This window comes from Pseudomonas cremoricolorata DSM 17059 = NBRC 16634, from assembly GCF_000425745.1.
GTDB classification, from domain to species: domain Bacteria; phylum Pseudomonadota; class Gammaproteobacteria; order Pseudomonadales; family Pseudomonadaceae; genus Aquipseudomonas; species Aquipseudomonas cremoricolorata.
Genome location: NZ_AUEA01000018.1, coordinates 41,720 through 68,481, shown reverse-complemented (window position 1 = coordinate 68,481; position 26,762 = coordinate 41,720). Strand labels below are relative to the sequence as shown.

General features: G+C 63.0%; 27 protein-coding genes. 15 read left to right on the top strand and 12 right to left on the bottom strand.

The window, feature by feature from the left end:
- Nucleotides 1–8: 8 nt before the first annotated feature.
- From rpmI to thrS, 3 genes are read right to left on the bottom strand one after another with little or no spacing between them, the layout of a single operon-like run.
- Entirely contained in the window at nt 9–203 is a 195-nt protein-coding gene (gene rpmI, locus H618_RS0118375) for a 50S ribosomal protein L35 (RefSeq protein WP_028696462.1), read from the bottom strand.
- Between the two features lie 60 nt (nt 204–263).
- Nucleotides 264–815 (bottom strand): translation initiation factor IF-3, encoded by a 552-nt coding sequence (infC, locus tag H618_RS0118370; RefSeq protein WP_211232370.1) that lies wholly within the window; start codon nt 813–815, stop codon nt 264–266.
- Complete coding sequence (gene thrS / locus H618_RS0118365) at nt 815–2,737, bottom strand: threonine--tRNA ligase (protein WP_028696460.1); 1,923 nt, start codon at nt 2,735–2,737, stop codon at nt 815–817. The genes infC and thrS overlap by 1 nt, the downstream gene beginning before the upstream one ends.
- Before the next feature lie 336 nt (nt 2,738–3,073).
- Here thrS and H618_RS0118360 point away from each other — a divergent pair, with 336 nt between their 5' ends.
- Nucleotides 3,074–3,376 carry a hypothetical protein gene (locus tag H618_RS0118360; protein WP_028696459.1) on the top strand — a complete coding sequence of 101 codons (303 nt, stop codon included), beginning with the start codon at nt 3,074–3,076 and terminating at the stop codon, nt 3,374–3,376.
- 161 nt (nt 3,377–3,537) lie between these two features.
- The gene (locus tag H618_RS0118355) at nt 3,538–3,750 is read left to right on the top strand and encodes a cold-shock protein (RefSeq protein ID WP_012273095.1); all 213 of its coding nucleotides are present in this window, start codon (nt 3,538–3,540) and stop codon (nt 3,748–3,750) included.
- 71 nt (nt 3,751–3,821) lie between these two features.
- On the opposite strand, the gene H618_RS0118350 is transcribed toward H618_RS0118355, so the two are convergent.
- Nucleotides 3,822–4,154: an I78 family peptidase inhibitor gene (locus H618_RS0118350; RefSeq protein ID WP_028696458.1), complete on the bottom strand. Its 333-nt coding sequence runs from the start codon at nt 4,152–4,154 to the stop codon at nt 3,822–3,824.
- A gap of 281 nt (nt 4,155–4,435) precedes the next feature.
- Between H618_RS0118350 and H618_RS0118345 the strand changes: the two genes are divergently transcribed.
- From H618_RS0118345 to H618_RS0118335, 3 genes are all read left to right on the top strand, one after another.
- Entirely contained in the window at nt 4,436–4,651 is a 216-nt protein-coding gene (locus tag H618_RS0118345; protein WP_028696457.1) for a hypothetical protein, read from the top strand.
- A gap of 244 nt (nt 4,652–4,895) precedes the next feature.
- The gene (locus H618_RS0118340) at nt 4,896–5,984 is read left to right on the top strand and encodes an asparaginase (RefSeq protein WP_028696456.1); all 1,089 of its coding nucleotides are present in this window, start codon (nt 4,896–4,898) and stop codon (nt 5,982–5,984) included.
- Nucleotides 5,985–6,212: 228 nt separating this feature from the next.
- Nucleotides 6,213–8,396, top strand: coding sequence for an ATP-binding protein (locus H618_RS0118335; protein WP_028696455.1), 2,184 nt, complete (start codon nt 6,213–6,215; stop codon nt 8,394–8,396).
- Here the strand turns inward: H618_RS0118335 and H618_RS0118330 are convergent.
- On the bottom strand, nt 8,385–9,725 hold the full coding sequence (locus H618_RS0118330; protein WP_028696454.1) for an MFS transporter: 1,341 nt from the start codon (nt 9,723–9,725) through the stop codon (nt 8,385–8,387). The two genes, H618_RS0118335 and H618_RS0118330, sit on opposite strands and share 12 nt — an antisense overlap.
- A 307-nt stretch (nt 9,726–10,032) precedes the next feature.
- Between H618_RS0118330 and H618_RS0118325 the strand changes: the two genes are divergently transcribed.
- Together H618_RS0118325 and H618_RS0118320 are read left to right on the top strand one after the other, a co-directional pair.
- Nucleotides 10,033–11,190 carry a cysteine desulfurase family protein gene (locus tag H618_RS0118325; protein ID WP_033727779.1) on the top strand — a complete coding sequence of 386 codons (1,158 nt, stop codon included), beginning with the start codon at nt 10,033–10,035 and terminating at the stop codon, nt 11,188–11,190.
- A 99-nt stretch (nt 11,191–11,289) separates the two neighbouring features.
- Nucleotides 11,290–11,976, top strand: a complete 687-nt coding sequence (locus H618_RS0118320; protein ID WP_028696452.1) for a GNAT family N-acetyltransferase — start codon at nt 11,290–11,292, stop codon at nt 11,974–11,976.
- A 14-nt stretch (nt 11,977–11,990) separates the two neighbouring features.
- Here H618_RS0118320 and H618_RS0118315 read toward each other — a convergent pair whose 3' ends face one another.
- The gene (locus H618_RS0118315) at nt 11,991–12,911 is read right to left on the bottom strand and encodes a LysR substrate-binding domain-containing protein (RefSeq protein WP_028696451.1); all 921 of its coding nucleotides are present in this window, start codon (nt 12,909–12,911) and stop codon (nt 11,991–11,993) included.
- A gap of 158 nt (nt 12,912–13,069) precedes the next feature.
- Here H618_RS0118315 and H618_RS0118310 point away from each other — a divergent pair, with 158 nt between their 5' ends.
- From H618_RS0118310 to H618_RS0118280, 7 genes are all read left to right on the top strand, one after another.
- A complete protein-coding gene (locus tag H618_RS0118310; protein ID WP_028696450.1) occupies nt 13,070–13,852 on the top strand; it encodes a YqcI/YcgG family protein in 783 nt (260 codons plus the stop codon).
- Nucleotides 13,849–14,484, top strand: coding sequence for a LysE family translocator (locus H618_RS0118305; protein ID WP_028696449.1), 636 nt, complete (start codon nt 13,849–13,851; stop codon nt 14,482–14,484). The genes H618_RS0118310 and H618_RS0118305 overlap by 4 nt, the downstream gene beginning before the upstream one ends.
- A 13-nt stretch (nt 14,485–14,497) precedes the next feature.
- Nucleotides 14,498–15,592, top strand: coding sequence for an SGNH/GDSL hydrolase family protein (locus H618_RS0118300; protein ID WP_050577347.1), 1,095 nt, complete (start codon nt 14,498–14,500; stop codon nt 15,590–15,592).
- Between the two features lie 190 nt (nt 15,593–15,782).
- Nucleotides 15,783–16,442 (top strand): hypothetical protein, encoded by a 660-nt coding sequence (locus tag H618_RS0118295; protein ID WP_033727784.1) that lies wholly within the window; start codon nt 15,783–15,785, stop codon nt 16,440–16,442.
- An 84-nt stretch (nt 16,443–16,526) separates the two neighbouring features.
- Entirely contained in the window at nt 16,527–17,225 is a 699-nt protein-coding gene (locus H618_RS0118290; RefSeq protein WP_033727778.1) for an AzlC family ABC transporter permease, read from the top strand.
- Complete coding sequence (locus H618_RS0118285) at nt 17,222–17,536, top strand: AzlD domain-containing protein (RefSeq protein ID WP_028696445.1); 315 nt, start codon at nt 17,222–17,224, stop codon at nt 17,534–17,536. The genes H618_RS0118290 and H618_RS0118285 overlap by 4 nt, the downstream gene beginning before the upstream one ends.
- A complete protein-coding gene (locus H618_RS0118280; protein WP_028696444.1) occupies nt 17,533–18,387 on the top strand; it encodes a helix-turn-helix transcriptional regulator in 855 nt (284 codons plus the stop codon). The genes H618_RS0118285 and H618_RS0118280 overlap by 4 nt, the downstream gene beginning before the upstream one ends.
- Nucleotides 18,388–18,408: 21 nt before the next feature.
- Here the strand turns inward: H618_RS0118280 and H618_RS0118275 are convergent, their stop codons facing one another.
- Nucleotides 18,409–20,481 carry an Orn/Lys/Arg family decarboxylase gene (locus tag H618_RS0118275; RefSeq protein WP_028696443.1) on the bottom strand — a complete coding sequence of 691 codons (2,073 nt, stop codon included), beginning with the start codon at nt 20,479–20,481 and terminating at the stop codon, nt 18,409–18,411.
- A gap of 469 nt (nt 20,482–20,950) precedes the next feature.
- Between H618_RS0118275 and H618_RS0118270 the strand changes: the two genes are divergently transcribed.
- Nucleotides 20,951–21,178 (top strand): hypothetical protein, encoded by a 228-nt coding sequence (locus tag H618_RS0118270; RefSeq protein WP_028696442.1) that lies wholly within the window; start codon nt 20,951–20,953, stop codon nt 21,176–21,178.
- A gap of 61 nt (nt 21,179–21,239) precedes the next feature.
- On the opposite strand, the gene H618_RS0118265 is transcribed toward H618_RS0118270, so the two are convergent.
- From H618_RS0118265 to H618_RS0118245, 5 genes are all read right to left on the bottom strand, one after another.
- Nucleotides 21,240–21,728, bottom strand: a complete 489-nt coding sequence (locus tag H618_RS0118265; protein WP_028696441.1) for a copper chaperone PCu(A)C — start codon at nt 21,726–21,728, stop codon at nt 21,240–21,242.
- Nucleotides 21,728–22,333 (bottom strand): SCO family protein, encoded by a 606-nt coding sequence (locus H618_RS0118260; protein ID WP_028696440.1) that lies wholly within the window; start codon nt 22,331–22,333, stop codon nt 21,728–21,730. The genes H618_RS0118265 and H618_RS0118260 overlap by 1 nt, the downstream gene beginning before the upstream one ends.
- A 244-nt stretch (nt 22,334–22,577) precedes the next feature.
- Nucleotides 22,578–23,162 (bottom strand): Fe-S biogenesis protein NfuA, encoded by a 585-nt coding sequence (nfuA, locus tag H618_RS0118255; RefSeq protein ID WP_028696439.1) that lies wholly within the window; start codon nt 23,160–23,162, stop codon nt 22,578–22,580.
- A gap of 70 nt (nt 23,163–23,232) precedes the next feature.
- Nucleotides 23,233–24,255 carry an acyltransferase family protein gene (locus H618_RS0118250; protein ID WP_028696438.1) on the bottom strand — a complete coding sequence of 341 codons (1,023 nt, stop codon included), beginning with the start codon at nt 24,253–24,255 and terminating at the stop codon, nt 23,233–23,235.
- A 128-nt stretch (nt 24,256–24,383) separates the two neighbouring features.
- Nucleotides 24,384–26,702, bottom strand: coding sequence for a fatty acid cis/trans isomerase (locus H618_RS0118245; RefSeq protein WP_028696437.1), 2,319 nt, complete (start codon nt 26,700–26,702; stop codon nt 24,384–24,386).
- Nucleotides 26,703–26,762: the final 60 nt, after the last annotated feature.

Genomic DNA, 26,762 nt, shown 5'->3' with positions numbered 1-26,762 from the left:
GACCAGAATTAACGAACGCGCAGCATGCGCGCGACTTTTGCGACGTCAGACGGATGCAGCATGCTGCTACCGCGCAGTTGACGCTTACGCTTGGTCGACATTTTGGTCAGGATGTGGCTCTTGAAAGCGTGCTTGTGCTTGAAGCCGGTTGCCGTTTTCAGGAAACGCTTCGCAGCACCGCTCTTGGTTTTCATTTTTGGCATGTTGGAACTCCGCATTCGATAAAATTACACATAACCATCAGGCCTGCCGTGCCCGGGAGGTTACTTCTTTTTCTTGGGGGCGATGACCATCATAAGCTGGCGTCCTTCCATCTTCGGATGCTGCTCAACGGTACCGTATTCGATCAGGTCATTTTCGACCCGTTTCAACAGTTCCATGCCCAGCTCCTGGTGGGCCATCTCACGACCACGGAATCTCAGAGAGATCTTGGCCTTGTCCCCATCACTTAGGAAACGTATCAGGTTGCGTAGTTTTACCTGATAATCTCCATCCTCCGTCCCTGGACGAAACTTGATTTCTTTGATCTGGATGATCTTCTGGTTCTTCTTGGCCGCCGCCTGCTGCTTCTTTTTCTCGAACAGGCTTTTGCCGTAGTCCAAGACTTTGCAGACAGGCGGTACGGCGTCAGCAGAAATCTCTACCAGATCCAGCTTCGCTTCTTCAGCGATACGAAGCGCTTCTTCGATCGAGACGATGCCTAGCTGCTCGCCGTCAGCACCAATTAACCGAACCTCGCGTGCCGAGATATTCTCGTTGATCGGGGCCTTCGGTGCAGCTCGTTTATCGTTTCTCATATCACGCTTAATAGTCATTACTCCGATTCTTGGCGACCACGCCGGGAAACCGCTTGCGAAAGGTGGGCGGCGAACTGCGCGACCGGCATTGAGCCCAGGTCTGCGCCTTCGCGGGTGCGCACGGCAACGGTTTGCGTTTCGACTTCGCGATCCCCTATAACCAAAAGGAACGGGACCTTGAGCAAAGTATGCTCGCGGATTTTAAAGCCGATCTTTTCATTTCTCAAGTCGGACTTGGCACGGAAGCCCTCGGTGGCCAACATTTTTTCCACCTCGAGGGCGAAATCGGCCTGTTTGTCGGTGATATTCATGATCACCGCCTGGGTCGGCGCCAGCCAGGCCGGGAAGACCCCGGCGTAATGCTCGATGAGCATGCCGATGAAGCGCTCGAACGAGCCCAGGATGGCGCGGTGCAGCATGACCGGACGCTTGCGGGCGTTGTCTTCGGCAATGTAGCTGGCATCCAGACGCTCGGGCAGGTTCGGATCGTACTGCAAGGTGCCGCACTGCCAGTTCCGGCCAAGGCAGTCGCGCAGGGTGAACTCGATCTTCGGACCGTAGAAAGCGCCCTCGCCCGGCTGGTATTCCCACTCCAGACCCGATTCGTTCAAGGCGTCGGCCAACGCGGTTTCCGCGCGGTCCCACAGCTCTTCGGAACCTACCCGCTTGGCGGGACGGGTGGAGAGCTTCATGGCGATATCGGTGAAGCCGAAGTCCTTGTACACATCCAGGGTCAGCTTGATGAAGTCGGCCGCTTCCTTCTTCACCTGCTCTTCGGTGCAGAAGATATGCGCGTCGTCCTGAGTGAAGCCGCGCACGCGCATGATGCCGTGCAGCGCGCCGGAGGGTTCGTTACGGTGACAGGCGCCGAACTCGGCCAGACGCAGCGGCAGGTCGCGGTACGACTTCAGACCCTGGTTGAACACCTGCACGTGACACGGGCAGTTCATCGGCTTGACCGCATAGTCGCGGCTCTCGGACGAGGTGGTGAACATGTTTTCCGCATAGTTCGACCAGTGCCCGGAGCGCTCCCAGAGAATCCGATCGACCACTTGCGGGGTCTTGATTTCCAGATAGCCGTTGATGCGCTGCACGGTGCGCATGTACTGCTCGAGCACCTGATAGACGGTCCAGCCGTCCGGGTGCCAGAACACCATGCCCGGTGCTTCTTCCTGCAGGTGGAACAGATCGAGCTGCTTGCCGATCTTGCGGTGATCGCGCTTTTCCGCTTCTTCGATGCGCTGGATATAGGCGGCCAGCTGCTTCTTGTCAGCCCAGGCGGTGCCATACACGCGCTGCAACTGCTCGTTCTTGGCATCGCCACGCCAGTAGGCGCCCGACAGCTTGGTCAGCTTGAATGCCTTGAGGAAGCGGGTGTTCGGCACGTGTGGGCCGCGGCACATGTCCACGTACTCTTCGTGATAGTACAGACCCATGGCCTGCTCGTCGGGCATGTCTTCGACCAGACGCAGCTTGTATTCCTCGCCACGGGCGGCGAACACCTCGATGACCTCGGCGCGCGGCGTCATCTTCTTGATGACGTCGTAGTCCTTGTCGATCAGCTGATGCATGCGCTTCTCGATCGCTGCCAGGTCGTCCGGAGTGAAGGGACGCTCGTAGGCGATGTCGTAATAGAAGCCTTCGTCGATCACAGGACCGATCACCATGCGCGCGGTCGGATACAACTGCTTGACCGCATGACCGATCAGGTGGGCGCACGAGTGACGGATGATCTCCAGTCCCTCTTCGTCTTTGGGGGTGATGATTTGCAGCGTGGCATCGCGCTCGATCAGCTCGCAGGCATCGACCAGCTTGCCATCGACCTTGCCGGCCAAGGTGGCCTTGGCCAGACCTGCGCCAATGGATGCGGCAACTTGAGCCACGGTTACGGCGTCGTCGAACGAACGCTGACTGCCATCGGGAAGAGTAATGGTGGGCATGGCGCCTCCTCTCCTAGTGGTGACCCCTACCAAAGGTCACGTGGGTTGGGATGAGCCAGTACAAGATCCGACCTGCCCTCGCTGAAGCGAAGCCTGCCTCACAGTGGCAGAAGCCTTTCGGCTTGTCAGGAGCGAACCAGAGTGACTGGAAAAGAATGATGATCGGATCGCCAGCGCACCATCACTGGCGCGCTGCGAGCCGAGCATGCTAGCACGCGGGTTTGCGATGCCGCAGGATTATTTGAATGCCATCGCCGGCGGTGAACTCTTTGGGCGTGTTTCCCCTCTGACCTACTGACCCCACTATCGTTGATCAACCCAAAGGAGTTTCAAGCTATGCGACTTCAACCGCTTCTGGCCATCGTCGCTGCGACTGCGCTGTCACTGCCCCTGGCAGCCAATGCCGGCAAATTCCCCCCAGGCACCGAAAGCACGTATACCCAGACCTGCATCGAGTCGTCCACCAGCCAGGGCCTCAGCGCTCAGGCCGCCAAGCAGCACTGCGAGTGCGGCGCGAAGGTGCTGGAGAAAGAATTCAGTGACGACGAGCTCGAGAGCTTGAATGGAAAAAACCCTGAGCCGCCGCTGGTCGAACGCGCGCAAGCCGCCGTAGTCATGGCCTGTTCGAAGAAAAGCTGAGCACGACGTCGCGAGAAAATCTGCGCCGTAATTGATGTCAGTCAATGTTCAGACAAGGTAATTGGCGCTAGAAGCGAGGAAATGAACTATCATGCTCCTCGTGCACAGTAGCCTCGGCAACATTGCACTACTGAAAAAACTAATGTCTGGAGATCCACCCCATGTCCAATCGCCAAACCGGCACCGTTAAATGGTTCAATGATGAGAAAGGCTTCGGCTTCATCACCCCACAAGGCGGCGGCGACGACCTGTTCGTTCACTTCAAAGCCATCGAAAGCGACGGTTTCAAGTCTTTGAAAGAAGGCCAGACCGTTTCGTTCGTCGCTGAGCGTGGCCAGAAAGGCATGCAAGCAGCGCAGGTTCGTCCGGAATAATTCGGCTCGTCCTACAAAAAACCCGCCAGTGACGGCGGGTTTTTTGTTGACCTCGATAAGCTCGAAACACGTCATCCGCAGTTGACGCGATTGACCACACCCTGCTCGTTGACGTTGAGATTCAGGCGCTCCGAGCGATACTCCAGGGTCACCATGTCGTGCGGCTTGAGCAGCCGGGCAATCTGCGCCCCGCTCGCCTCACGCGCCTGCTCAAGCAGTGCAGGCGTACCCTGTTTGCCGATGGCGAAGTCGGCAGCACTGGACTGACAACGACCATCATTGCTCTGCGCGGAGCCTGCAGCCGGGGCTGCACCCTGGCCTGCGTCCGTGGTGCCGCCGCTGCTGCAACCGGCAAGGGCAGCCAGCACCAGTAGCGAGGCCAAACAAGCGCGAGTACCAACCATGAATCCTCCTAATCAGTAACGGAATCTGCCTAATGCGACAGGCCTGAGCTCTTTTCGTTGCAAAATCGTGCAATTCTGCCCGTTCTGAAGCGGCTGGGCGTCAAGGTAATCGTGACTGGATTTTGCACGACATGATAACTTTGCCAGTATTGAACTGATGCCTTGGTCGCAGAGCCTGCGCTGCAAGGGCATGATTCAATGCAATAAAAGCCGCCGAGCCAGCTGCTGCATGCAGTGGCCGCGCTTGAATGCCTTATCCGCGCCCGCTACGAGAGCCGCACATGAGTACCATCACCATCGATGCCGACATCAAGGTCAAACTGGCCGGCGGCCATCGCGCCTACAGCCCGGCGAGCCCAGAGGAGTTGATGCTCATCGCCGTCGACCTGCTGGTGCGTGAACTGGGCAGCGACGCCGCACGCGGTTTCATCGAGCAGGTCATCGAGCGGCATGCGCCGGCCACTCAAGATGATCCAGCCACCGCTTCGGCGACCTGACCGAAGGCTGTGCCAGCAGAGCTCGCTAACGCCTCCTCTAATCGGAAATCCGACCGCCAACTACCAGGCCGGTCGGAATTCCGAACACCCGCCCTCCAGCATTCGACCCGTTGAAGCAAAACAACGCCCTATTCGGCCCGCTGCCGTGGAAAATCCGCCGGCGTCTCGCAGCTGGTACGAAAACTGCGTGGCCGTGCAGGCGATACAGCAACCGCTATCTCAACGGAAAAGAGAGCCAACAATAATGAATGCTGCACTGAAGACTTTTGCCCCCAGCGCGCTGGCGCTGTTCTTGCTGATCCCGGCCGGTGTTTCGGCCCAGGAAGCACAAACCCAACAAAAACGCGCCAATGTGGTGATTCTTGCCACAGGCGGCACCATTGCCGGCGCTGGTGCCAGCGCTGCCAACAGCGCGACCTACCAGGCGGCTAAATTGGGCGTCGACAAACTCATCGCAGGCGTCCCGGAACTGGCCGATCTGGCCAACGTGCGCGGCGAGCAGGTCATGCAGATCGCCTCGGAAAGCATCGGCAATGACGACTTGCTCAAACTCGCCAAACGAGTCGCCGAACTGGCCGACAGCCCGGATGTGGACGGCATCGTCATCACCCATGGCACTGACACCCTCGAAGAGACCGCCTATTTCCTTAACCTGGTCGAAAAAACCGAGAAGCCAATCGTGGTGGTCGGCTCGATGCGCCCAGGCACGGCGATGTCCGCCGATGGCATGCTCAACCTGTACAACGCCGTCGCGGTGGCCGGGGACAAACAGTCCTGGGGCAAAGGCGTGCTGGTGACCATGAACGACGAGATCCAGTCGGGTCGCGATGTGAGCAAGTCGGTGAACATCAAGACCGAAGCGTTCAAGAGCGCCTGGGGCCCAATGGGCATGGTCGTGGAAGGCAAGTCGTACTGGTTCCGCCTGCCAGCCAAGCGCCACACCATCAATTCCGAGTTCGATATCAAGCAAATCACCAGCCTGCCCGCGGTAGATATCGCCTACGGCTACGGCAATGTGAGCGATACCGCCTACAAAGCCTTGGCCCAGAACGGCGCCAAAGCGCTGATCCACGCAGGCACGGGCAATGGCTCGGTGTCGTCGCGGGTGGTGCCTGCGCTGCAGGAGCTTCGTCATAACGGTGTGCAGATCATCCGTTCTTCCCACGTCAACCAAGGCGGTTTCGTACTGCGCAACGCCGAGCAGCCTGACGACAAGAACGACTGGGTCGTCGCTCACGATCTGAACCCGCAGAAAGCCCGCATTCTGGCCATGGTCGCCATGACCAAGACCCAGGACAGCAAAGAGTTGCAGCGTATTTTCTGGGAGTACTGAGTTCGCACCCCCTGCAACACTGGCTCGGCCGCTTGCTGTACGGCGGCTGCGCCACCTCCCTCTGCTACAGGCCAACACTCCACGCCATCAAATCCCTCCAGACTCCACTACGCCAAGCTTCCCGGAGCGCGGTAAACTGCGCCGCGCAGCGCTGACAAAGGCATGCGTGTGCGTGGAGCGAGACGCCACAGCGATTTCAACGGGTTTGGTAAAGGGATGTGCGCGATCATGGCAAAGTGGCTGGCGGGCGGTGGCGAGATGGCAGAGCGGATCAGACACCACGACTGGTCCGCTACACCCTTGGGGCCACTGCATGACTGGCCGCAAGTGCTCAGCACCAGCGTTGCACTGTGCCTGGCCTCGCGATTTCCCCAGGCGATTCTGTGGGGCGAGCAACTGATCACCCTGCACAACGACGCCTTTACCGAAATCCTCGGCGACAAGCCTTTGGCCATTGGTCGCCCGTTCAGTGAGGTCTGGCAGGAAGCCTGGAGTGACATCGGCCCGATGGTCAGCCATGCACTGAGTGGCGAAGCGGTGTTCATTCAGGACTTCCCCTTGCTGATCGAGCGCCAGGCACGCCCCGAACGGGCCTATTTCACCTTTTGCTACAGCCCCATCCGTGACGCCGACGGAACCATCGTGGGCATGCTCGACACGGTCGCCGAAACCACCCCTACCGTACTCGCCAACCAGCGGCTGAATTTTCTCGATAGCCTCAGCCGCGCGGTCGCCAACGCCACCGATCCTGCGCGCATTCTCGACATCAGCACGCAAATGCTCGGGCAATACCTGCAATTGAGCAGTTGCGCCTACGCGCTGATGGACGACGATCAGGACGGTTTCACCATCAGCGGCGAATGGGTCGCCGATGCCTCGACCAACCTGCTTGGCCGCTACCGCCTGAGGGATTTTGGTGAGCTGCCACTCAAGCGCCTGCGCGACGGGCTGCCGTTGGTGATCAACGATACTCTGCGCGAATTGCCCCTTGAAGCGGCCGCGACGTTCAGCGAACTCGGCGCACGCGCCACCGTGTGCATGCCGTTGATCAAGGAAGGTCGCCTGACCGCGCTGATGGCGGTCCACGACAATCAGCCACGGCGCTGGACCGGCGCCGACCAGGCCTTGATAGGCGAGGTGATCGAGCGCAGCTGGGCGCACATCCAGCGCATTCAAGCCCATCTCGAAGTGCGCGACACCATGGCCGCCATGGAGGCCCTCAACGCCACCCTCGAGCAACGTGTGCGAGAGCGCACCGACCAGCTACTGCACACCGAGGCGGTGCTGCGCCAGAGCCAGAAGCTCGAGGCGATCGGCCAGCTCACAGGCGGTGTCGCCCATGACTTCAACAACCTGCTGACGATCATTCGCTCGTCGCTGCACTTTCTGCAACGCCCGGAGCTGGAAGCAGAGCGCCGCAGCCGCTACCTCAAGACCATGGTCGACACCGTCGAGCGCGGCGCCAAACTCACCGGCCAACTGCTGGCCTTCGCCCGCCGCCAGGCCCTCAGCCCGCAGGTATTCGACGCCGGGCAACGGCTCTCGGCGATCAGTGAAATGCTCGATACCGTCACCGGTGCAAGGCTGCAGGTATTGCTCGAGCTACCGCAAACGCCCTGCTACATCTGCGCCGATCTTGGCCAATTGGAAACTGCGCTGATCAACATGGTCATCAATGGCCGTGATGCCATGTCCGGCGAAGGCACTTTGCGCCTGCGCCTGACGGCCAACCACCGGCTCGACCTGCCGGGCCAACCAAGCCCGGCGGGACCGTTCGCCGCCATCGAGGTGATCGATCAGGGCCCAGGCATCGAGCCAGAGCTGCTCGAACGCATCTTCGATCCATTCTTCACCACCAAGGCGCTGGGACAGGGCACCGGCCTGGGCTTGTCTCAGGTGTTCGGCTTCGCCCGACAATCGGGTGGCGACGTGCAGGTGAGCAGCGAGCCAGGCCAAGGTGCGACCTTCATGCTCTACCTGCCGCAGACCAGCGCCCCGCAGGCGGCACCGGCAAGCAGCCTGGCGCAGGCTCAGGCCGGCGTCGGCCAGACCTCAGCCAAACGGATACTGGTGGTGGAAGACAACCCCGACGTCGGCAACTTCACCACGCAGATCCTCAGCGAGCACGGCTTCCAGGTGAGCTGGGCCGACTGCGGCGAAGATGCTCTGGTGCAGCTGGAGCATGCGCAGGTGCCGTTCGATGCGGTATTTTCCGATGTGCTGATGCCCGGCATGGGCGGCCTGGCGATGGCACGGGAAATTCGCACGCGCTATTCCGACCTGCCAGTTATCCTCACCTCCGGCTACAGCGAGGCTGTCGCCGAAGGTGGGCATGCGGGCTTCGCCTTTCTGGCCAAGCCCTACTCCGCGCAGCAGGTGTGCACCCTGCTTGCCGAGGTGTTACGCACCTGAGGCGGCGGCGCGCGGCGTGTTGCCTGCATGGGGGCTCTCATCATGCAGAGACACGCGTGAGGTTTCCGGCAATGCCAGACCGCCCACCAGCGCCAGCAAGGCGATTACCACCAAGTAGAACGCTGGCGCCAGGCTGCTGCCGGTCTGGCTGATCAGCCAGGTTGCGACCAGCGGCGCGGTGCCGCCGAACAGCGTGTAGGCGACGTTGTACGTGATGGCCGAAGCGGTGTAGCGGCTGCGGGTGGGGAAGCTCTCCGAAAGCAAGGCAGCGGTGACGACACCACTGGTCAGTGCCCCGACGGCGAGCAGAATGACACCCACCAATGCGTAGGACAACGACCCCGAACTGGCAAGCCAATAGGCCGGGAACACGCAGGCGATGACCCAGAAGCAGGTGAACATGATGGTCCGGCGCCGACCGAATCGGTCGGACAGCGCGCCGGCCAGCGGGCAGCCGCCGGCGGCGAACAGCAAGGCCACCGTGGTCACCAACAGCGACTGCGCACGACTCAGGTTGCCGACCAGTTGCAGGTAGGTGGCGAAGTAGGTGGTGAACATGTAGAACGACAGCGCCGTCAATGAAATGAACGCACCCAGGTTGCAGATCGTGCGTCCATGGTGGCGTAGGGTGTCCTTGAGCGGTGAATGTTCATGCTGCTTGCCTTCGGCCATGGCCGCGCGAAACGCCGGGGTTTCCTCCATGCGCCAGCGCAGATACAGCCCTACCAGGCCCAGGGGTGCGGCGACCAGAAACGGTATGCGCCATCCCCAGCTGGCCATCGCTTCGGCCGACAGGCTGGCCTCCAGACCATAGGCCAGCACCGCGGCGCAGGCGAAGGCGGAAAAGGTCGAAACGGGGACGAAACTGCCGTAGAAGGCACGTTTTTCCCGAGGCGCGTGTTCCATCAGGTAAGCGCAGGCACCGGCGTATTCGCCGCCTGCGGAAAAGCCCTGAATGCAGCGCGCCAGGGTCAACAGCACGGGGGCCAGCAAGCCGATGCTGGCATAGGTGGGCAACAGCCCGATCAAGGTGGTCGAGCCGGCCATCATCAGGATGGTCATCGACAGCACGCGCTTGCGTCCAAGCCGATCACCGAGCGCGCCGAACACCACCCCGCCCAGCGGGCGCAGGGCGAAGGCCACGGCAAACACCGCGAAGGTCTTGAGCAGACCGACGCCTGGATCGGAGCTGGCGAAGAACTGGCTGGCGATCAGGGTGGCGAGAAAGCCATAAACCGCAAAGTCGAACCACTCGACGAAATTGCCTACCGCTGATGCGGCGATTACCCGGCGAAGGGTGGCTGGGGGGACCTCATGTGTGACGGACATGCGCGTGCTCTCCGGTTTCCATAGGCAGCCTGTAGGGTGTGCTGCAGATGGGCAGCGTTATCGTTGTTGTGCACCCAGTAAAGCGCCTACGAACGACCTGCACTTCTACCTGAGCGACACTGGGATATCTGTTTGAACCCAATGGTGTGCAGTTCAGGATGAATTTTCTGCGCAAGCGGATATTTCCGAAATTCTGTTCCGCCACGGCGACCAACAGAGCGAAAAAACGAAAAACCTTTGCCCTCCTCGCCCCGTAGCATGTCCCCCTCACCTGCACCTTTCACCCTGCACGGACCTGCACAGCGCCATGAACTCGCCATCGCCCCTGTATTTCGATTACGCCGCCACCACGCCCGTCGATGACCGCGTCATCGAGATGATGCTCACCTGTCTGGGTCGTCACAGTGAGTTCGGCAATCCAGCCTCCTCAGGGCATGCCTATGGCAGCGCGGCGCGGGCACGGGTCGAGCAGGCGCGGCACCAGGTGGCCAGCCGTATCAAGGCCGCGGCAGAACAGATCGTCTGGACCTCCGGCGCCACCGAGTCGAACAACCTGGCGCTCAAAGGCATCGCCGAGGCCTTCGCGCAACCGGGGCACCTGCTGACCAGCGCGCTGGAGCACAAGGCCGTACTGGACACCGCAGCGCAGCTCGAGCAGCGCGGCTGGACGGTCACGCGCCTGTTGCCCGATGCCGACGGCCTTGTTCAGCCCGAAACGGTGCGCGCCGCGCTGCGGGCCGACACCCGCCTGGTGTCGTTGATGGCGGTCAACAACGAGTTGGGCACCCTCACCGACTTCGCCGCGATTGGCGAGCTGGTGCGCGCCCACGGCGCCCTGTTGCACGTCGACGCGGCGCAGGCGGTTGGCAAACTGGAGATCGATCTTGGTCGTCAGGCGGTAGACCTGATGTCGTTCTCGGCACACAAGGTCTATGGCCCCAAAGGCATTGGCGCGCTGTATGTCGGGCCGCGGGCACAGGCGCTGCTGCGTGCGCAGATGCACGGCGGAGGTCACGAGCGTGGCATGCGCTCGGGCACGCTGGCCAGCCATCAGATCGTCGGCATGGGCTATGCCTTCGAGCTCTCCGGTGAACCCGGTGATACCGAGCATCGGCGCCTGCAACAGCTCAGCCAGCGCCTGCATGAAGGCCTGCTGGCGCTGCCCGGCACGGCTGTCAATGGCAGCATTCGTCAGCGCGTGCCGCACACCCTCAACCTGCGCATCGCCGCCGCCGGCTTCAACCCGGGGGCGCTGAGCACCGAGCTGGCCCTGTCGTCCACCTCGGCTTGCAATTCAGCCAGCAACGCCGCCTCTCATGTGCTGCTGGCGCTGGGCCTCGATGAGCAGGCGGCGCGCAGCAGCGTGCGTATCAGCCTGGGCCGCTACAGCAGCGAAGCTGAAGTCGACGCCGCCATCACGGTATTCGCCCGGGTCATCGGCGCGGCGTCCAAGGCGCTCTGGTAGGCAGGTCGGAGCCGCCCCGCCAACGCGTGAAAAACGGTAGACTGGCCGGCCTGCGCCGCCGTGCGCAGGTCAGTCAGTCCAGCCGGAGCCGTACCTGCGATGTTCATCCTCCACCGCCTCGACGGTGTGCCCCCAGAATCCTTCCAGAACCAGATTCGTCAATTGGTGATCGACCATGTTGGCGAGCTGAGCAGCGTGGCCATCAGTGCTGACAACCCGTTGTACCCGCTGTACCAGTACGGTGTCGGCCTGGAAGTGCATCAATACCTGCAGGCACTCGATGGCACCCGCGGTCTGTCGGTAACGCTGACCCTGGCGCTGGACGCCGATGCGCCCGAACGCCTGCTCGGCTTCGCCCTGGCGATTCCCGCCAGTGACGATGCTCAGGCCTGTACCCTGGCGTTCATGGCAGTCGACCCCGCCCATCGCCGGCAAGGCATCGCGCGGGCGCTGCTGGCCGATCTGCACGCTCGCTACCCGCGCCTGGAACTCAACGCGTTCGCGCACCAGGTGGCCTGGTTCGAAGCCATGGGCCTGCAGGTGGTACAGGCCAGCGGCCCGCAGGTGCTGATGAGCAGCACCGGCCAGCCCAGTGGGGCATTGATCGGTCGTCTCGACATCGCGCCGATCTACCAGACCGTCGAAGTTCGCCAGATTCATGCCTACCTGCTCAAGCAACACGGCGAGCAGGCCATGATCGCCGCTGAAGCCCAGCGCGATGAACATCTCGACCAGTTGGCCGAGCGCGCCAACGCATGCGTCAGTGAGCGGCGCAACCTGCACTGAGGCCTGGCGCAGCCTCAGTCGTAGAGGTAGTTGAGGTCGCGATTGAGCGCAGACGGCACCTGACCGAGCAGGTAGTCGCGCAATTTGTGCATCTGCCGCGCCTTGGGGCTGGCCTTGAGCCAGGTCATGTAATAGCCGTCACCGGTCGACACCGCCTGCTTGAACGGGGTGATCAGGCGCCCGGCTGCAAGGTCGGCACTGGCCAGCACCAGATCGACCACCGAGATGCCCAGGCCCTGCTGGGCGGCGGAAATGCCTTGATCGAGGGTGTCGAACACCTGCCCCTGGTCGAGGCCGATGTGCAGCGCTTCAAGGCGTGCCAGCCAGCGCCGCCAGTCGCGCCGATCCGGTGAGGGATGCAGCAGTTCGCATTGCGCCAGTATCGAAAGATCAGGCGACGGGCTGGGCAGGTAGTCCGGGTGGCAGACTGGAATCAGCCATTCATCGAACAGCTTGCAGCTTTCCACATCGGCGGCAAAGCGGCCGTTGCCCAGCAGGATGGCGCAGTCATAGGGCTCGGAGTAGAAGTCCACCGAATCAATGTCCATCCACACGCTCGACAACTGCACGCTGCAGTTGTCGTCGACTTTCTTGAAGCCATCCAGGGCCCGCAACAGCCAGCGCACCGTCAGTGTCGAAGGTGCCTTCAGGCGCAGGCCGTAGCGATCCTGGCGCAACAGCGAGCAGGCGTTTTCGATGATCTTGAAGCCGACCTTGAGTTCCTGGGCCAGCAAACGGCCGTGCTCGGTCAGGTGCAGCTTCGGTCCGCGGCGCTCGAACAGGCTGCAACCGAACAAATCCTCGAGGGTCTTGACGTGATGGCTGACCGCACCCTGAGTCAATGCCAGCTCTTGGGCGGCGCGGGTGAAGGAGCCATAGCGAGAGGCCACCTCGAATGCGCGCAGGGCATGTAGAGCTTGGATGCGTTCCGACATCGGCACCGCCTAATCATGAGTAAAACTAATAGTAGGTCATAGTTCCACCGGTTTTACAACGCCCGGACCATCTCTGAAAATGCCGTGAATACCTACTACCTCCAGCTCAGGCGCCTTCGTGGTGCCTGCGAGCAGTGGTCGACGCCCTTGAGGGAATAATGTTTACGGGTTATGGAAAATGCTATCGCCTGGATGCGCTAGAGCTTGCCGATGAACATGCGGCCGATCAACAGCACTGGACCTGCGCCGCGCTGCGCCAGTTCCGCACACGCCTTGCCGACCCGAGCTTTCCGTGTCTGTTCGGGCGCAAGGCGGTGGCCGGGCAAACCTGCCATCTGGTGTTCGCCCGGGCCGAAGCGCTGGCGGCCGATATTGCCAATGGCTTGCGCAATTACGTCGAGCTGCTGCAGCCGATCGCCCTCAAGCAGCGCATCGGCAACCCGTTGCTGGTGTTTCTGCAGACCGCGCCTGACAGCGACCTGGCCGATCAACAGTCATTGGCCTGGGACGTGCTGCAGCAGGTGCACCGCCTCGACCCTTACCCATGGCCGGATGAAGTCGCCCGCGATCCGCACGACACGCAATGGGCATTCTGTTTCAACGGCATGCCGCTGTTCATCAACATGAGCTTTCCCGGCCATGCCCTGATGAGAAGCCGCAACCTGGGCGCGCATACGGTCTTCGTCATCAATCCCAGAGAAAGCTTCGACGAAGTGGCCAGCGCCCACAGCGAAAGCGGCCGACGCATTCGCCAGCGCATTCGCCAGCGCGTCGCTGATTACAACGATGGAACCATCCCCGCGAGCCTTGGCTTCTTCGGCGCTGCGGATAACTACGAATGGCAGCAGTACCAGCTGCAGGAACCCGGATCGCTGAACCCGCAGCGCTGTCCGTTCCGCGCGCTGCATGCCGACGACACCCTCAACGAGAATGAACCGTGAATACCGCGCTGACCGCCACCTACGCCCTGACCGTCCTGCTGCTGATCGCCACGCCCGGCCCGGTGGTGGCGCTGATCGTCAACACCGCCGCCGCGTCCGGCCCACGCAAGGCGCTGTTCACCGCGCTGGGCACCAACTGGGCGTCGCTGGTGCTGATCGCTGCGGCAGCCTGGATCATCATGACCAGCGCGGCCATCGACCAGGCCTGGCTCAGCGGCATGAGCCTGCTGGGCTGCCTGTTCATCGGCTATATCGCCTTCGGCACCTTGAAAGAAGCCCTGCAGCCTCAGACGCGCAGCGCAGAGCCCGCGCCGGATGCAGCGCCGCGCCCAGGGCGCGGGGGGCTGTGGCAGGGCTTCATGGTGGGTATCTCGAACCCCAAAGACATCATCTTTTTCATTTCTTTCTTTCCGCAGTTCATCCAGATCACCGAGTCGTTCGAAAAAAGCATGGTGGTGCTGTCGCTGCTGTGGATCGCCATCGATTTCGCGGTACTGAGCCTGTACATTTTCGCCATCGGCAAGATCGCCTCGCCGCGCAGCAACCGCCTGATCACCCTGGTGTCCGGGGTCATGCTGATGCTGATCGCCGCCGTAGGCCTGGCGTACAACCTGCGCGCGCTGCTGGAATGAAGGTCGTACTGCGATGAGTCAGCCTTCGATAACCGCTGCCCACCTGGGCGCCGCCAGTGCGGCGGCGCTGGCCGAGGACTACCAGCGTTTCATCAGGCTTGGCCACAGGCGCCTGCCGCTGACCCTGTACGTGCAGGAACGTGACTACCGCTCGCCAACCCTCAACACCGACGCCCTTGGCCTGCGCTACAGCCATTGGGCCGGCAAACGGCTGTCCCTGGCCGACCGCGGCGGACTGGCGCGGGTCAACCTGCTGGTCGGCGGCTCGACCGCTCAGGGCATCGGCGCCAGCTGCGATGAACGCACCGTCGCCTCCTGCCTCTGCACCCTTACCGGCGAAGCCTGGCTGAGCCTGGCCGGATGCGGGTTGAACGCGACCCAGGAGCTGCTGCTGTTTCTCACCCACCAACACCGGCTGAGCAGGGTCGGGCACGTGGTGCTGCTCAGCGGGCTCAACACCCTGGCCCATGAAGCGCTGACCGAACTGATCGGCAGCGACCCGGCGCAGAGCGAGCTGCGCGCCTGCGAGCAGTTTCTCAGCACTTTCCACGAGGGCGTACAGGTGCCGCCACCTGTCGATTCGACCTGGCGACGCCTGCGCCACTGGTGGCGCAAGCCGTCGGCGCCGCCGCGGCCGAGCGCTGCCCCCTGCACGCCGCCCGAGCAGCGACTGATGCGCGCAGCCGACAGCATCGGTCGAACCCTGCGACAATGGCAGCAACTACTGTCTGGCAGCGACACCACCCTCACCTTCATGCTGCAGCCGTGGCTGCCCTGGTGCCGGGAAGTGCTGCCTGCCGCCGAGCAGGCCATGCTTGCCGCGCTGCAGCAGCAGGCCAAGCCGTTCGACGGGTTGCTGGTCGGAATCGGCGCCGAGCACCACGCAGGTTTCTTCCGGCGCATCAAGCGTCAGGCCGATGACGTGCCGTGCTACGACATGAACGGCATGCTCAGCAGCTCGCCGGTATTCGCCGAGCAGCTGTTCATCGACCGGCTGCATTTCAACGACCTGGGCAACAACGCGCTGGCCAAGGTCATCACCGCAAAACTGGGCCTGGCCCAGGAAAAACACCCGGCGCGCAACGCCCTGCCGGTCAAGCTCGTCTGATTCCCATGAGCCGGACTTCCGACATTACGCAAAGCGTGTCTAGAATAGGCCGCAGATCCTGTCAGGCTTGAGGCATACGTTTGTCATTCATGAATTCCCCAATCGTTGTCCTGCCACAGGCCTCCTTGCGCACTTCGCATGCAGCAGGAGCTGGCCTGTGATTCGCCGCTCGCGGGCCACGTGGCTGCTGATGCTGTGCGCTCCGCTCACGGCGCAGGCGCTCGAAGTGCAGATCGATGCCCATGCCGACCTGCTCTACCGGCAGGCGCTGCCGCTGCTCGAGCAAGCCGACGCGCAGGGCGAGGGCAATCCGCTGCTGCCGGTGCTCGACAGCGATCCGGAACTCACCCGCCAGGGTCAGGCCATGGCACGTACCCTGCCCACCGCGGTAGCCTTGCTGAAAAAATCCGTGGCCCTGGATCACCCGGTCGCCAAGTATCGCCTGGCCCTGTACTACATGACCTACCTGCCCGCGGCGCAGATCCCGGATGCCGCCTGCCCATTGCTGGAGCAAAGCCTGAGCCAGGGCTTCGCTCCGCCGGCCTCGGCCATCGCCACCTGGTGCCCGCCTTACAACGCCAGCCAGGCTTATCGCGAAGCGCTGGACGCCCTGCCCGGCATGGCCACGGTGTACGCCTCGTACTACCCGCAACCTGCCGCGGTGCTGGCCTGTAGCCGCAGTCGTCCGCAGGGTCTGCAGATGCAGTGGGGTCGCCAGCGCGATTTCCAGGCCGAGGTCTACCGCCTGCTCGGTGACCTCGACCCTGGCAGGCGCCAGGTGCTGTTGCAAAAAGCCGTGGAAATCAACGGCTGTGCCAGCGCCCAGCGCCTGCTCACCAGCCACCGTTGAAGCGCGGCTTGAGCAAGAACGTTCAAGCCAGCGTCTCGAGGGTTCAGGCATGCTGAGCGTCCTTGTCCAGTCGTTGTCCTGCCCATGAATCCTTCCGCTCTCGCCCGCCAGGCTTTTCTGCATGGTGCCATCGCTATCTTGCCGCTGAGCCTGGCCGTCGCCCCATGGGGCTTGCTGGCTGGCTCCATGGCCATCGAAGCCAACCTTAGCGCCTGGCAGGGCCAGGGTCTGTCGGCCATCGTGTTCGCCGGAGCGGCGCAACTGGTGGCTATCGGCATGCTGAAAAGCGGAGCCGGCCTGCTGTCGATCCTGCTCACCTGCCTGTTGCTGACCTCGCAGCACCTGCTGTACGGGCTGTCGATGCGCCCGCTGCTGGCGGTGCAGCCGCTGCGCTGGCGGCTGGGCCTGGGTTTTCTGCTGACCGACGAGTTTTTCGCCCTTATCAGCCAGCACGACGAACGCCAGTTCAACCGCTGGTATGCCCTGGGCGTGGGGCTGACCTTCTACATCGCCTGGAACCTGTTCACCTTCGCCGGCATCGTGCTGGGTCAGCGCATCCCCAACTTGCAGGGCCTGGGCCTGGATTTCTCCATCGTCGCCACCTTCGTCGCGCTGATCGCACCACGGGTGCGCGATGTGCCGACCGCCGTGTGTGTGCTGGTGTCGTTGTTCTGCTCAGTGCTGTTCAGCCTCTGGCACTGGGAAACCGCGCTCGTTGCGGCAGGCCTGCTGGGCATGGCGGCCGGCTTCGTGTGCCTGAAACTGCAAGGGGTACGTCGATGATCTGGCTGCTCATCGTGGCAATGGGCATCGCGGTGTTTCTCAATCGCTACGCATTTCTCGAACCGCGCCTGCCGCTGCGGCTGAGCTCCAATGCGCGGCAGTTTCTGGGCTTTGCCGTACCCGGCATGCTCACGGCGATCTGCGGGCCGATCATCTTTCTGCCCGAGCATCAGCTCAACCTGAGCCCGTTGAACCCCTATCTGCTCGGCGCCCTGGCCGCCGTGGCGCTGATGCTGTGGACCGGCCGGGTGCTGCTCAGCCTGCTGCTGAGCATGGGGCTGTTCCTGATCCTGCGCACAGGCCTGGCATGAGCGCGGCACAGAGCGAGCGCACACACCTGTGGCAGGCGCAGGCATTGGGCGATGTGGAGATGCTGCATGCCCGTTACCTGCAGCAGCGCTTCGCGCCGCACGTGCACGAAGGCTACGTGTTCACCGTGATCGAATCCGGCGCCCAGCGCTTCTGTCATCGCGGCAGTGAGCACCTGGCGCCAGTCGGCAGCATGGTGCTGATCAACCCCGACGAACTGCACACCGGTGCCAAGGCCCATGAAGCGGGCTGGGGCTATCGCGGTTTCTATCCGGATATCGAACGGGTCACCGGCGTGCTGGATGAATTGCAGGCGTCTGGCCGGGGCGTACCGCTGTTCAAGGACAGCGTCATCCATGACCCGACCCTGGCCCATGCCTTCAGCCACCTGCACCAGTTGTGCGAAGCCCAGGCCAGCGCCTTGCAGCAGCAGACTGCCTGGCGCCAGGCGGTGCTGATGCTGGTGCAGCGTCACGCCCAGGGCCCTGGCCTGAACCTCGCCGCGCCTGGCCGCGAACCGCTGGCCGTGGCGCGCGCTCGCGAGCTGCTCGACAGTCAACTGGCCAACCCGCCGTCGCTTGAGGCGCTGGCCAGTGCAGTCAACCTGTCGCCGTTTCATTTCGCCCGGGTGTTTCGCCAAGCCACCGGTCTGCCACCCCACGCCTGGCTCAAGCAGCGTCGCCTGAGCCGGGCGCGGGAGTTGCTCAGGCATGCGACGTCTGCGCTGGAGGTCTCCTGCCTGTTGGGCTTTGCCGACCAGAGCCACCTGACACGACAATTCAAGCAAGCCTATGGCGTCACCCCTGGCGCCTACCGCCTGGCCTATGGCGCTGCGCTGGCGCCCTCGGCTTGAGTAGGGTCCGCCAGCACCGATTCAATCAAGCACGTAGACACCCACACTGCGGATGCCATTGTCGTCTCGCCTGGAGTGCACGCCCTGAACCTGTGGGGCGAACTGCGGGTATTGCGCCTGCAGGGCTTCGACACCTTCCAGGTAAGCCAACAAAGCCGACGTCCAGCGCTCGCCGGGGGCGATGCACAAGGTGCCGCTGGGCAAGGCAATCACCGCTTCGGCGGCAACCCGCCCAGGGGCGTCGCTGAGGCTGACCCAGCGCGTGGCATTACCAATGAACAGTTGATTGGCGTGATACGGCGAACACACGTACGACGCCTGTTCGTCGGCACTGAACACCGCCCCTTGAAGATGCCCTAGCCCCTGTACGGCGATCAGCCCGTTGAGCCGGCTGCACAGATCGGCCAAGGTCATCGCGCCGTAGCGCGCAGCGTCCTGGCGCAACGAGGGCAGGACCTCGAGCACCTTGGTGCGCAGTTGCACGTGCTGCTCGAAAGCCACCAGGCAATCGACCAGCCGACCCAGCCCGGCCTGATCACTGAACGGCGTCACCACCAGGGTGAAGCTGTACAGTTCAGGCCGGTCGACGGTAAAGCCGTGGTCATGCAGAAACGCTACCAGCACAGCCGCAGGGATCGGTACCGCATCGCCAGCCCCGTCACTGATCAGGGTGATCTTGCACGGGTCGTGATAATGCAGGCGCGGCTCCTGCGGCAGGTCATCATCGCCACTCAGGGCGATGTATTCGCTGACCGCCGATTGCAGGTGCGGCATGGCCAGCGGCCGCAGCAGGCGGCAGCGAGCACTGACGGCAACACACAGCTCATGGGCACTGAGCAGCGCCTGTTGCCAGAGCCGCTGCCCTTCCCCTGCGGCAAACATGGCCGCGTTGATCTCCAGCGACATCAACGGTGGGCACGACAGACTCGCCGAGGCGTGTTGCGCACAGGCGCTGCTGAACACCGCGGCGCTGCAATAGCGCGGCAGGTGGCGCAAGTGGCGATCCTGCTTGTGAATCTGCGCGGCGGTGGTCAGCCCGGCCATCTGCTGATGCACCGAGTGGGTCACGATGATGCCGGGCGAGGTGTCATCCACCGGCGCTGCCAGGGGCGACAGATGCGCCAGCGGGTCGATGAACGCCTCATGCCCACCGCAGCCGGCATCGAACAGCACGTAATCACACAGATGGCCAACGCGCGCCAGCCAGGCTGCGGCGTCGAGCAGTACGCCGGTGCGCGTCACGGCCTGCACCACGGCCAGGCGGAACGGCCTGCGCCGACTGCTGCGGGCATCGCAACGGGCCGCCGCAGCCCGGCGTAAGCGCCCTTCCTGCAGGGTGCCACAGCGGTAGCCGGCAAGAATGCCCCGGGCGTCGTACATGGTGTCGAGGTACACCGGCAAGGCACCGCTTTGCAGCAATGCCCCCTGAAATACCGAGGCATGGCAGGCGCGGTCCATCAGGATCAAGTCACCTGCGCGCAGCAGCGCACTGGCGACGATACGGTTGGCGGTGGCAGCGCCGTTGAGCACGAACCAGGTTTGTTCGGCACCGAACACCTGCGCCACCAGGCGCTGGGCTTCATGCACCAGGTCAGCTTGCCAGTCCAGGGCGCAGCCCTCGACCGCACCTTGCGGCAAGTCGGCGGCAAATACCTGGCTGCCAAGCAAGCGCCTGAAGCGCGCGCCAGCCGGATGCTGATCCAGCGCCGAGCCGCCACGATGGCCTGGGCCTGCGTAGCGTTCGGTGGTGGCTGCGATCAGTCCGGCCAATGCCCGGGTCAGCGGCGGCAAGGCCTGCTGCTCGTAGGCGCGCGCCGCAGCGATGATGCGCGGATAATCGCTGGCGCGCAGCGGCAGGCTCAGCAGCACCGCGCCCGCTACCGGCTTAAGCGCAGGCTCAGCTCCGCTGACGATGAACAGCGGCAAGCCCCAGCGAGCCACCGCCTGGGCAACACCTGGATGGCGCGCGTCATCATCACCCAGCAGCAACGCCGAGGCCTCGGCCAGGCACATCGGCGCGTCGAAGACCTGCCCGGTTGCGTCACACCATTGCGGCAGCACCAAGGCGGCGCTATGCACGATCAATACACTCACGGCGAAATCCTCCTGACCAGACCACACAGGTGGGCGCCCGTCACGACGCGGCGGCCAGCGCAGGCCAGAGCACAGGCTCTGGCCTGGGTATCGGTGCTGGCAGGACGCCCTTCGCTTTCACGCTAGGAGTCGATAGCGGCATCGACAGGCCTAGCGAGGTAACAAGATGTGTACGCATCGGTCAGGCATCTTCCGCACCCACCAGGCACGCAGCTGGGCACACACGCTGTTCACCGGCGAGGCATTGAGGATGAGGCGATGAACGGAGGGGGTTGCGCCGAAAGCGTGTCAGATGACGATCAGCTCGAACAATCTGTTGTAAACGCTGGAAAGATTGTAGGAATGGTCTGATGGGAGGTTGTAACAAGCCCCTGCAGCGCCCACTACGAGCCGCCGCTCGGCCCCGCGCCCAGGGCAGCATTTGCCCAGGCCACTGCTACACTGTCTGGGCCGACCGGAGGAACTTGCCATGTCAGCCAAAGAGATCAACACCCTGCTCACCTTGATGAACCAGCGCCAGGTGCATCTGACCAGCACCTGCAAGGAAATCGCCGAGTGGATCGACCGCCAGGGCGATGTCCCCGCAGCCGGCAAGATCCGTGACAGCCTGAGGGCCCTGGAGGCCGATGAGGCGCAGCTGCGCAAGCGCTTGTCCAGCCTCAGGCAAGACCGGCCGTTGCCACGTTTTCGTAGCTAGGCGATTTTCACGCGGCGCTGCATGAACCACGGGGCCAGCGGTGTGGCCCCGTGTAGCTTGGTCAGTGCATGTTGCCGTGGTCGTGAGCGTGCTCGGGGGATTGAGCGGTCAAGCCGCGCACGGGTGCCTGAACCTTGAGGGTCTGGGTCTCACCTTCGGCGGTCTTGATGGTCAAGGTCAGCGGCACTTGCTCACCTTCCTTCACCTGCTGCTTCAGGCCCATCAGCATCACGTGGTAGCCATTGGCATCGAGGGTCACCGGCTTGCCGGCAGGCAGGGCCAGCACCTTGACCTGCTGCATGCCCATGACATCGCCATTCATGGTCATCTGGTGAATCTGCACAGTCTTGGCCACGGGCGAGGCCACGCCGACCAGCGCGCTGTCGCGCTCGGCGGTCAGCACCATGAAGGCGCCGGTGGCCTGCTGCTGCGGCACGCTGGCGCGCACCCAGGGCTCGCTGACGGTGGTGTCGGCCATGGCCGAGGCAGACAGACCCAGCAGCGCCACGGCAGCCAGACGACGGGTGAACGAATGCAGCGAAACAGCCATTAGCAGATCTCCATCAGGGTGAGCAGGTCTTCGGTGCATTCCTTGGCATTGAGCGAATGGCCCAGGCTCAGGCGCAACGTGCCGCGCGAATCATAGACGTAACTGGTGGACGAGTGAGAGATGGTGTACGTATCGCCCGCCGGTACCCTTTCGTAGAACACCTTGAATTCACGCGCCACCTGGTCGATCTCTTCCGGGGTGCCGGTGAGCGCGGTGAACGAAGGGTCGAAGGCCTTGACGTAGGTATCGAGTACTTCCGGGGTGTCGCGTTCCGGGTCGAGGGTGATGAACACCACTTGCAAGAAGCCAGCATCGCGGCCCATCAGCTTCTTGATCTGCGCGGCGCGCGCCAGCGCCGTCGGGCACACGGCCGGGCACTGGGTGAAGCCGAAGAAGATCATCGGCATGCTGCCGTAGAAGCTGGACAGAGTACGGACGTTGCCTTGCGGGTCCTTGAGACGGAACGAGCGACCGAGAATCTCGTTGCTCATGTTCTTGCCGTACTTGAATTCAAGTCCGCGCGCCGGGTTGCAGCCTGCCAGCAGGCCGAGCCCGAGGACGCCCATTCCGGCGACCACGGCGCGCCGGCTCAACAGATCAGTCATGGAACCATCCTTTACAGGGGAGGTGCCGGCCCCTCGACGGGGTCGGCCAGAAAACCGCGGGCATTCTTGCATGACGTCTCCAGCACAACCACCGGGCAATGCCGTGATCGGCCGCAAAGCCCCGTGGAATCAGGCTGCGGCCTGTTGTCGCAGTGCTTGTAAAAGTAACAGTTTGTTGCTAGTTACCGCCGGAAACGCAACGGGCCCGGAGCAGCAAGCGCCGGGCCCGTCATGTGCTACTCACTCAGTAGTAGGCGTTTTCTTTCTGGCTGTGATCGGTCACATCACGAACGCCTTTGAGCTCAGGGACGCGTTCGAGCAGGGTACGCTCGATGCCATCGCGCAGGGTCACATCGGCTTGGCCGCAACCTTGGCAACCGCCGCCGAACTGCAACACGGCAATGCCGTCTTCGACCACTTCGATCAGGCTGACCTGGCCGCCGTGGCTGGCAAGGCCCGGGTTGATCTCGGTTTGCAGGTAGTAGTTGATACGCTCGTTGATCGGGCTGTCGTCGCTGACCATCGGCACCTTGGCGTTCGGCGCCTTGATGGTCAGTTGACCGCCCATACGGTCGGTGGCGTAGTCGACCAGCGCGTCTTCGAGAAACGGCTCGCTCAGTGCATCGATGTAGGCGGTGAAACTCTTCAGGCCCACTGCGGTGTCTTCGGGTTTTTCTTCACCCGGTTTGCAGTAGGCGATGCAGGTTTCGGCGTACTGAGTACCCGGCTGGGTGATGAATACGCGGATGCCGATGCCCGGCGTGTTCTGCTTGGAAAGCAGATCGGCCAGGTAGTCATGGGCGGCGTCGGTAATGGTTATAGCGCTCATGGAAGTTCCTCACAGACTTGCCGGCAAGTGTACGCCAACCGGCTCGACGAACAAAGTCCTAGCATTCTAGTCAGGAAAGCGCCGGCTGACGGTTTTCCTCGGCTCGCGCTTCCATCATCGCCCTGCCCTTGCGGTACAGGCCGCGCTCGAGCCACTGATAGCTGGCCCACGACGCCAGGGCGATCAACGGCACGCAGAAGGCGAAGGTCAGGTACGGGTCCAGTTGCAGGCGCTGGCTGATCAGCCAGCCGCTCCACAGCACCAGCACGTGGATCAGGTACACCGAGTACGAGCAGTCGCCGAGCACCTTGAGCAGTTGATTGCCGCGAAAGTACGGTTCCAGGGCAATGAAAGCCAGCACGATCAGTGCGCTGGGCAGACCCCAGTGCAGCAACCGGCTGGAGGCATCGAGGTGGTAGATCGCGTAGCACGCGGCGGCCAGCACCGTCAGCGGCAACCACAGCCCCTCACGGATCAGGCCGCGGCGGTAGACCACACCGATAGCGATACCCAGCAGGAACTCGTAGATGATGTTGTTGCTGTAGAACGTACTGAGCACACCGAAACGTCCCAGCAGTTCGCTGGCAACCAGCAGCGCAACGCTCACCAGCACCAGCTGGTGGCGCTGACGCACGAAGAAGGCCAGAGCGAACAGCGCGTAGAAGAACATCTCGAAATTAAGCGTCCAGCCGACGTTGAGGGTCGGGTACATGCCGTAGCCTCCCGGGTTCTCGGCCGGAATGAACAGCAGCGACAGCAGCAGGTGCTGCCACTCGAACACCTGATGCGGCATCCAGCGGCTGGCGGCCAGCATTAGCAGGCCCATCAGCGCGGTGTAGAACCAGTAGGCCGGAACGATGCGCAGCAGGCGTTGCAGCATGAACTGTCGCGGCGCGATGTCTTTGTCGCGGGTGGAGAGGTAGATCACCAGCCCGCTGATGACGAAGAAGATGTCCACCCCCACCGCACCGCGTTCGGTGAACAGGCGGCCGATGGGGCCGGAGGCATGGAAGTCGAAAAAGATCTGCATGAAGTGATGGCAAACCACCACCCAGGCGGCGAACGCCCGCAGTGCCTGAAGGGAATACAGCATGCGTGTTCCTGCGTCGTTGGTGCATTGCTGCCCCGACGGGCCGGTCGCGATGACCAGGCTGTCAGGGCGATTCAGGCAATACGACCGCAACAGGCCAGGAAAGGTCAGTGCCCTCCCCGACCTTCGTCTTACAGGTTCTCGTAGCGGTTCATGTCCAGCACCCCGGCCTCGACCGGCTGGGTCTGTTCGATGTAACGGCTCAGGTCGTGGAAATAGTCCCAGAACTGCGGATGGCTGCGGCGAATGCCCCAGCGCACGACGATGGCTTCGAAGGCCTGTTTGTCGTCCCGCGCGCTCTGCAGGGCATCGACGAACGCCGGTACCTCATCGCTTGGAATATTGAACATGAAGTTGGGGTAGCTGCTGAGTACGCCCGGGTACAGCGTCAGGGTGTCCAGGCCTGGCTGGTAGCGGTACGCCTCGCCGAGCAGGAAGGCGACGTTGCTGTGCGCACGGTTGCGCAGCAGGCTGTACACCTCGCGCTGGCCGTTGGGCAGCTCGATGCGCAGCATGGTCGCTTCGGGCAACTGGCCGATAACCTTGAGCCCCGCCGCCGGCCGCGATACCAAGCGGCTGAGCGACTGCTCGGCATTGCGCAACGCCTCTGGCTGGTCGGGGCGCGAGCAATAGGCGCCGGTGCAGCGGTTGATCGGATCGGGCGCGACGTTGAGGCCGGCCGTGCGCTGCAGCAGCTTGAGGCCGAAGTCGCGGGTGGCATGGTGAGGGTCGATGCCCAAGGCACTTGCAGTGCTGGTGTCGATGTCTTCGTAGTCGAGCCACATCTTCAGCTTGCCGCTGTTCTGGTACCAGTCGCTGAGGATGTCACCGCGCTTGCTCGCCGGCAGCAGGCGCAGGAAATTGACCTCGGCGCCATTGCGAATCAGGTCGAAATACAGCCGCGTCTGCAACTGATGCGAGACATTGCCGAACACGTCGAAGTTGACCGCCAACTGGTAATAGGTGCGCTCCAGCAACGGGTAGTCGAACAGCCAGGTGGTCAGTGGCACGTCGCCGATCAGGCCCTTGGTTACCGAAGCGCTGTCGAAGTGACGGAAGATGCTCAGCAGGGCGTTGTCGTTGCCGCTCCACAAGGTTTCCCAGGTGGGCGGCGGTGTGTCGGCATAAGCGTCGCGGCGCAGCATCTCGTAGTCGTTGCGTTTGTCGCGGTAGGCACGCCACAGGCCGAGCACGCTGCCGACGTCGTCGTTCTGCCCGGGCATGGCCAGCAGTGGCGTGGCCTCGCCGCGGTAGCGGGCATCGGTGATGTACAGGTCGTGCTCAGGGTCCTGGAACAGCGCCCAGAAGTTGTCGCGAATCACATCAGTGGCGATCTGCCCGCGGCACACCGGGCCGCGAATGAACGTGCGCACGAAGTACTCGGCGTTGTCGAGCATGAACTGATAGCGCGAGCGCGCCGGAATGGCTTCGAAGGTTTCGAATGGGTTGGCCCGACGCTGCGGCCCGTAGCCGGGCAGCGACGCCACTTGCCAGTCCCCGGCATAGAACAGCTGCTTGATTCGCGCGAGCTTGTCGGGGCTTGCCGGATAGGTGATGTGGGTCTTGTGCACGATCACCCCTTGCACCGGCACCAGGCGGTAATAGAAATCGCTGCCCGGCGGATCGTTGGGCCGGCGGCTGGCGATGAGATCGACCGGCTGGCCCGACGGGGTGCGCGAACGCACCCACTGGAAGAAGTGCCCGCGCTCACCGTTCTGGAAATAGATGTGGGCCAGGAACAAATGCTCATACAACCAGCGCGCGGCCAGCGCCTCGCTGGCCCCCGGACGGTTGAGCAAAGCCTCCCAGTCGGCGATCTGCCGGGCCTCGGCGGCGCTTGGCTTGATCGCGCTGGATTCCACCGGGGCACCGGCCGCCAGCCAGCGTTGCAGGGTCTGGTGTTCCTGATCGGTCAGGCCGGTCACCGCCAGGGGCATGCCTTCCCTGGGATGGGCGCCGGCGTAGGCGTCGAATTCGATCGGCGCCGGGCACATGTTGGTGCGGTTCAGGCCCAGCACGATGTCGTCGGGAATCTTCGCGTTGGGGGTCAGCGGGGTCTTGTGCCCGAGCTCGAGCATGCGCGCCATCAGCGCCGCCTGGCCGCCCTGTTGGTCGAGCACCGAATAAAAGCCCTTCCTGCGCCAGTCCTGCTCATTGGTGGCATCGACGAACAGGCGCGTGGTCGGCACGGCGGTGCTGCGCTCGCCCTGGTACACCGGCACCTTGGAACCGCCGCGCTGCACGCCCTCAGCACTGCCCAGGTTGAGCTGGCAGGCGGCATCGTTGCAGGCATGGCAGGCAACGCACTTCTCGGTGAGGATCGGCTGGATGTCACGGGTGTAGGAAATCACCGGCGATGACTGAGGGCCGGCCGCCAGGCTCGCAGGGCTGAGCAGCACGGCCAGGGCGCAGACCAGGGCGCCGGCAAGGGAACGACAACGATGCATCATGTACGGAGAATCCTGGTTCTAGAAAGCCATCACGATTGGGAACAGTAAAGCGCTTGAATG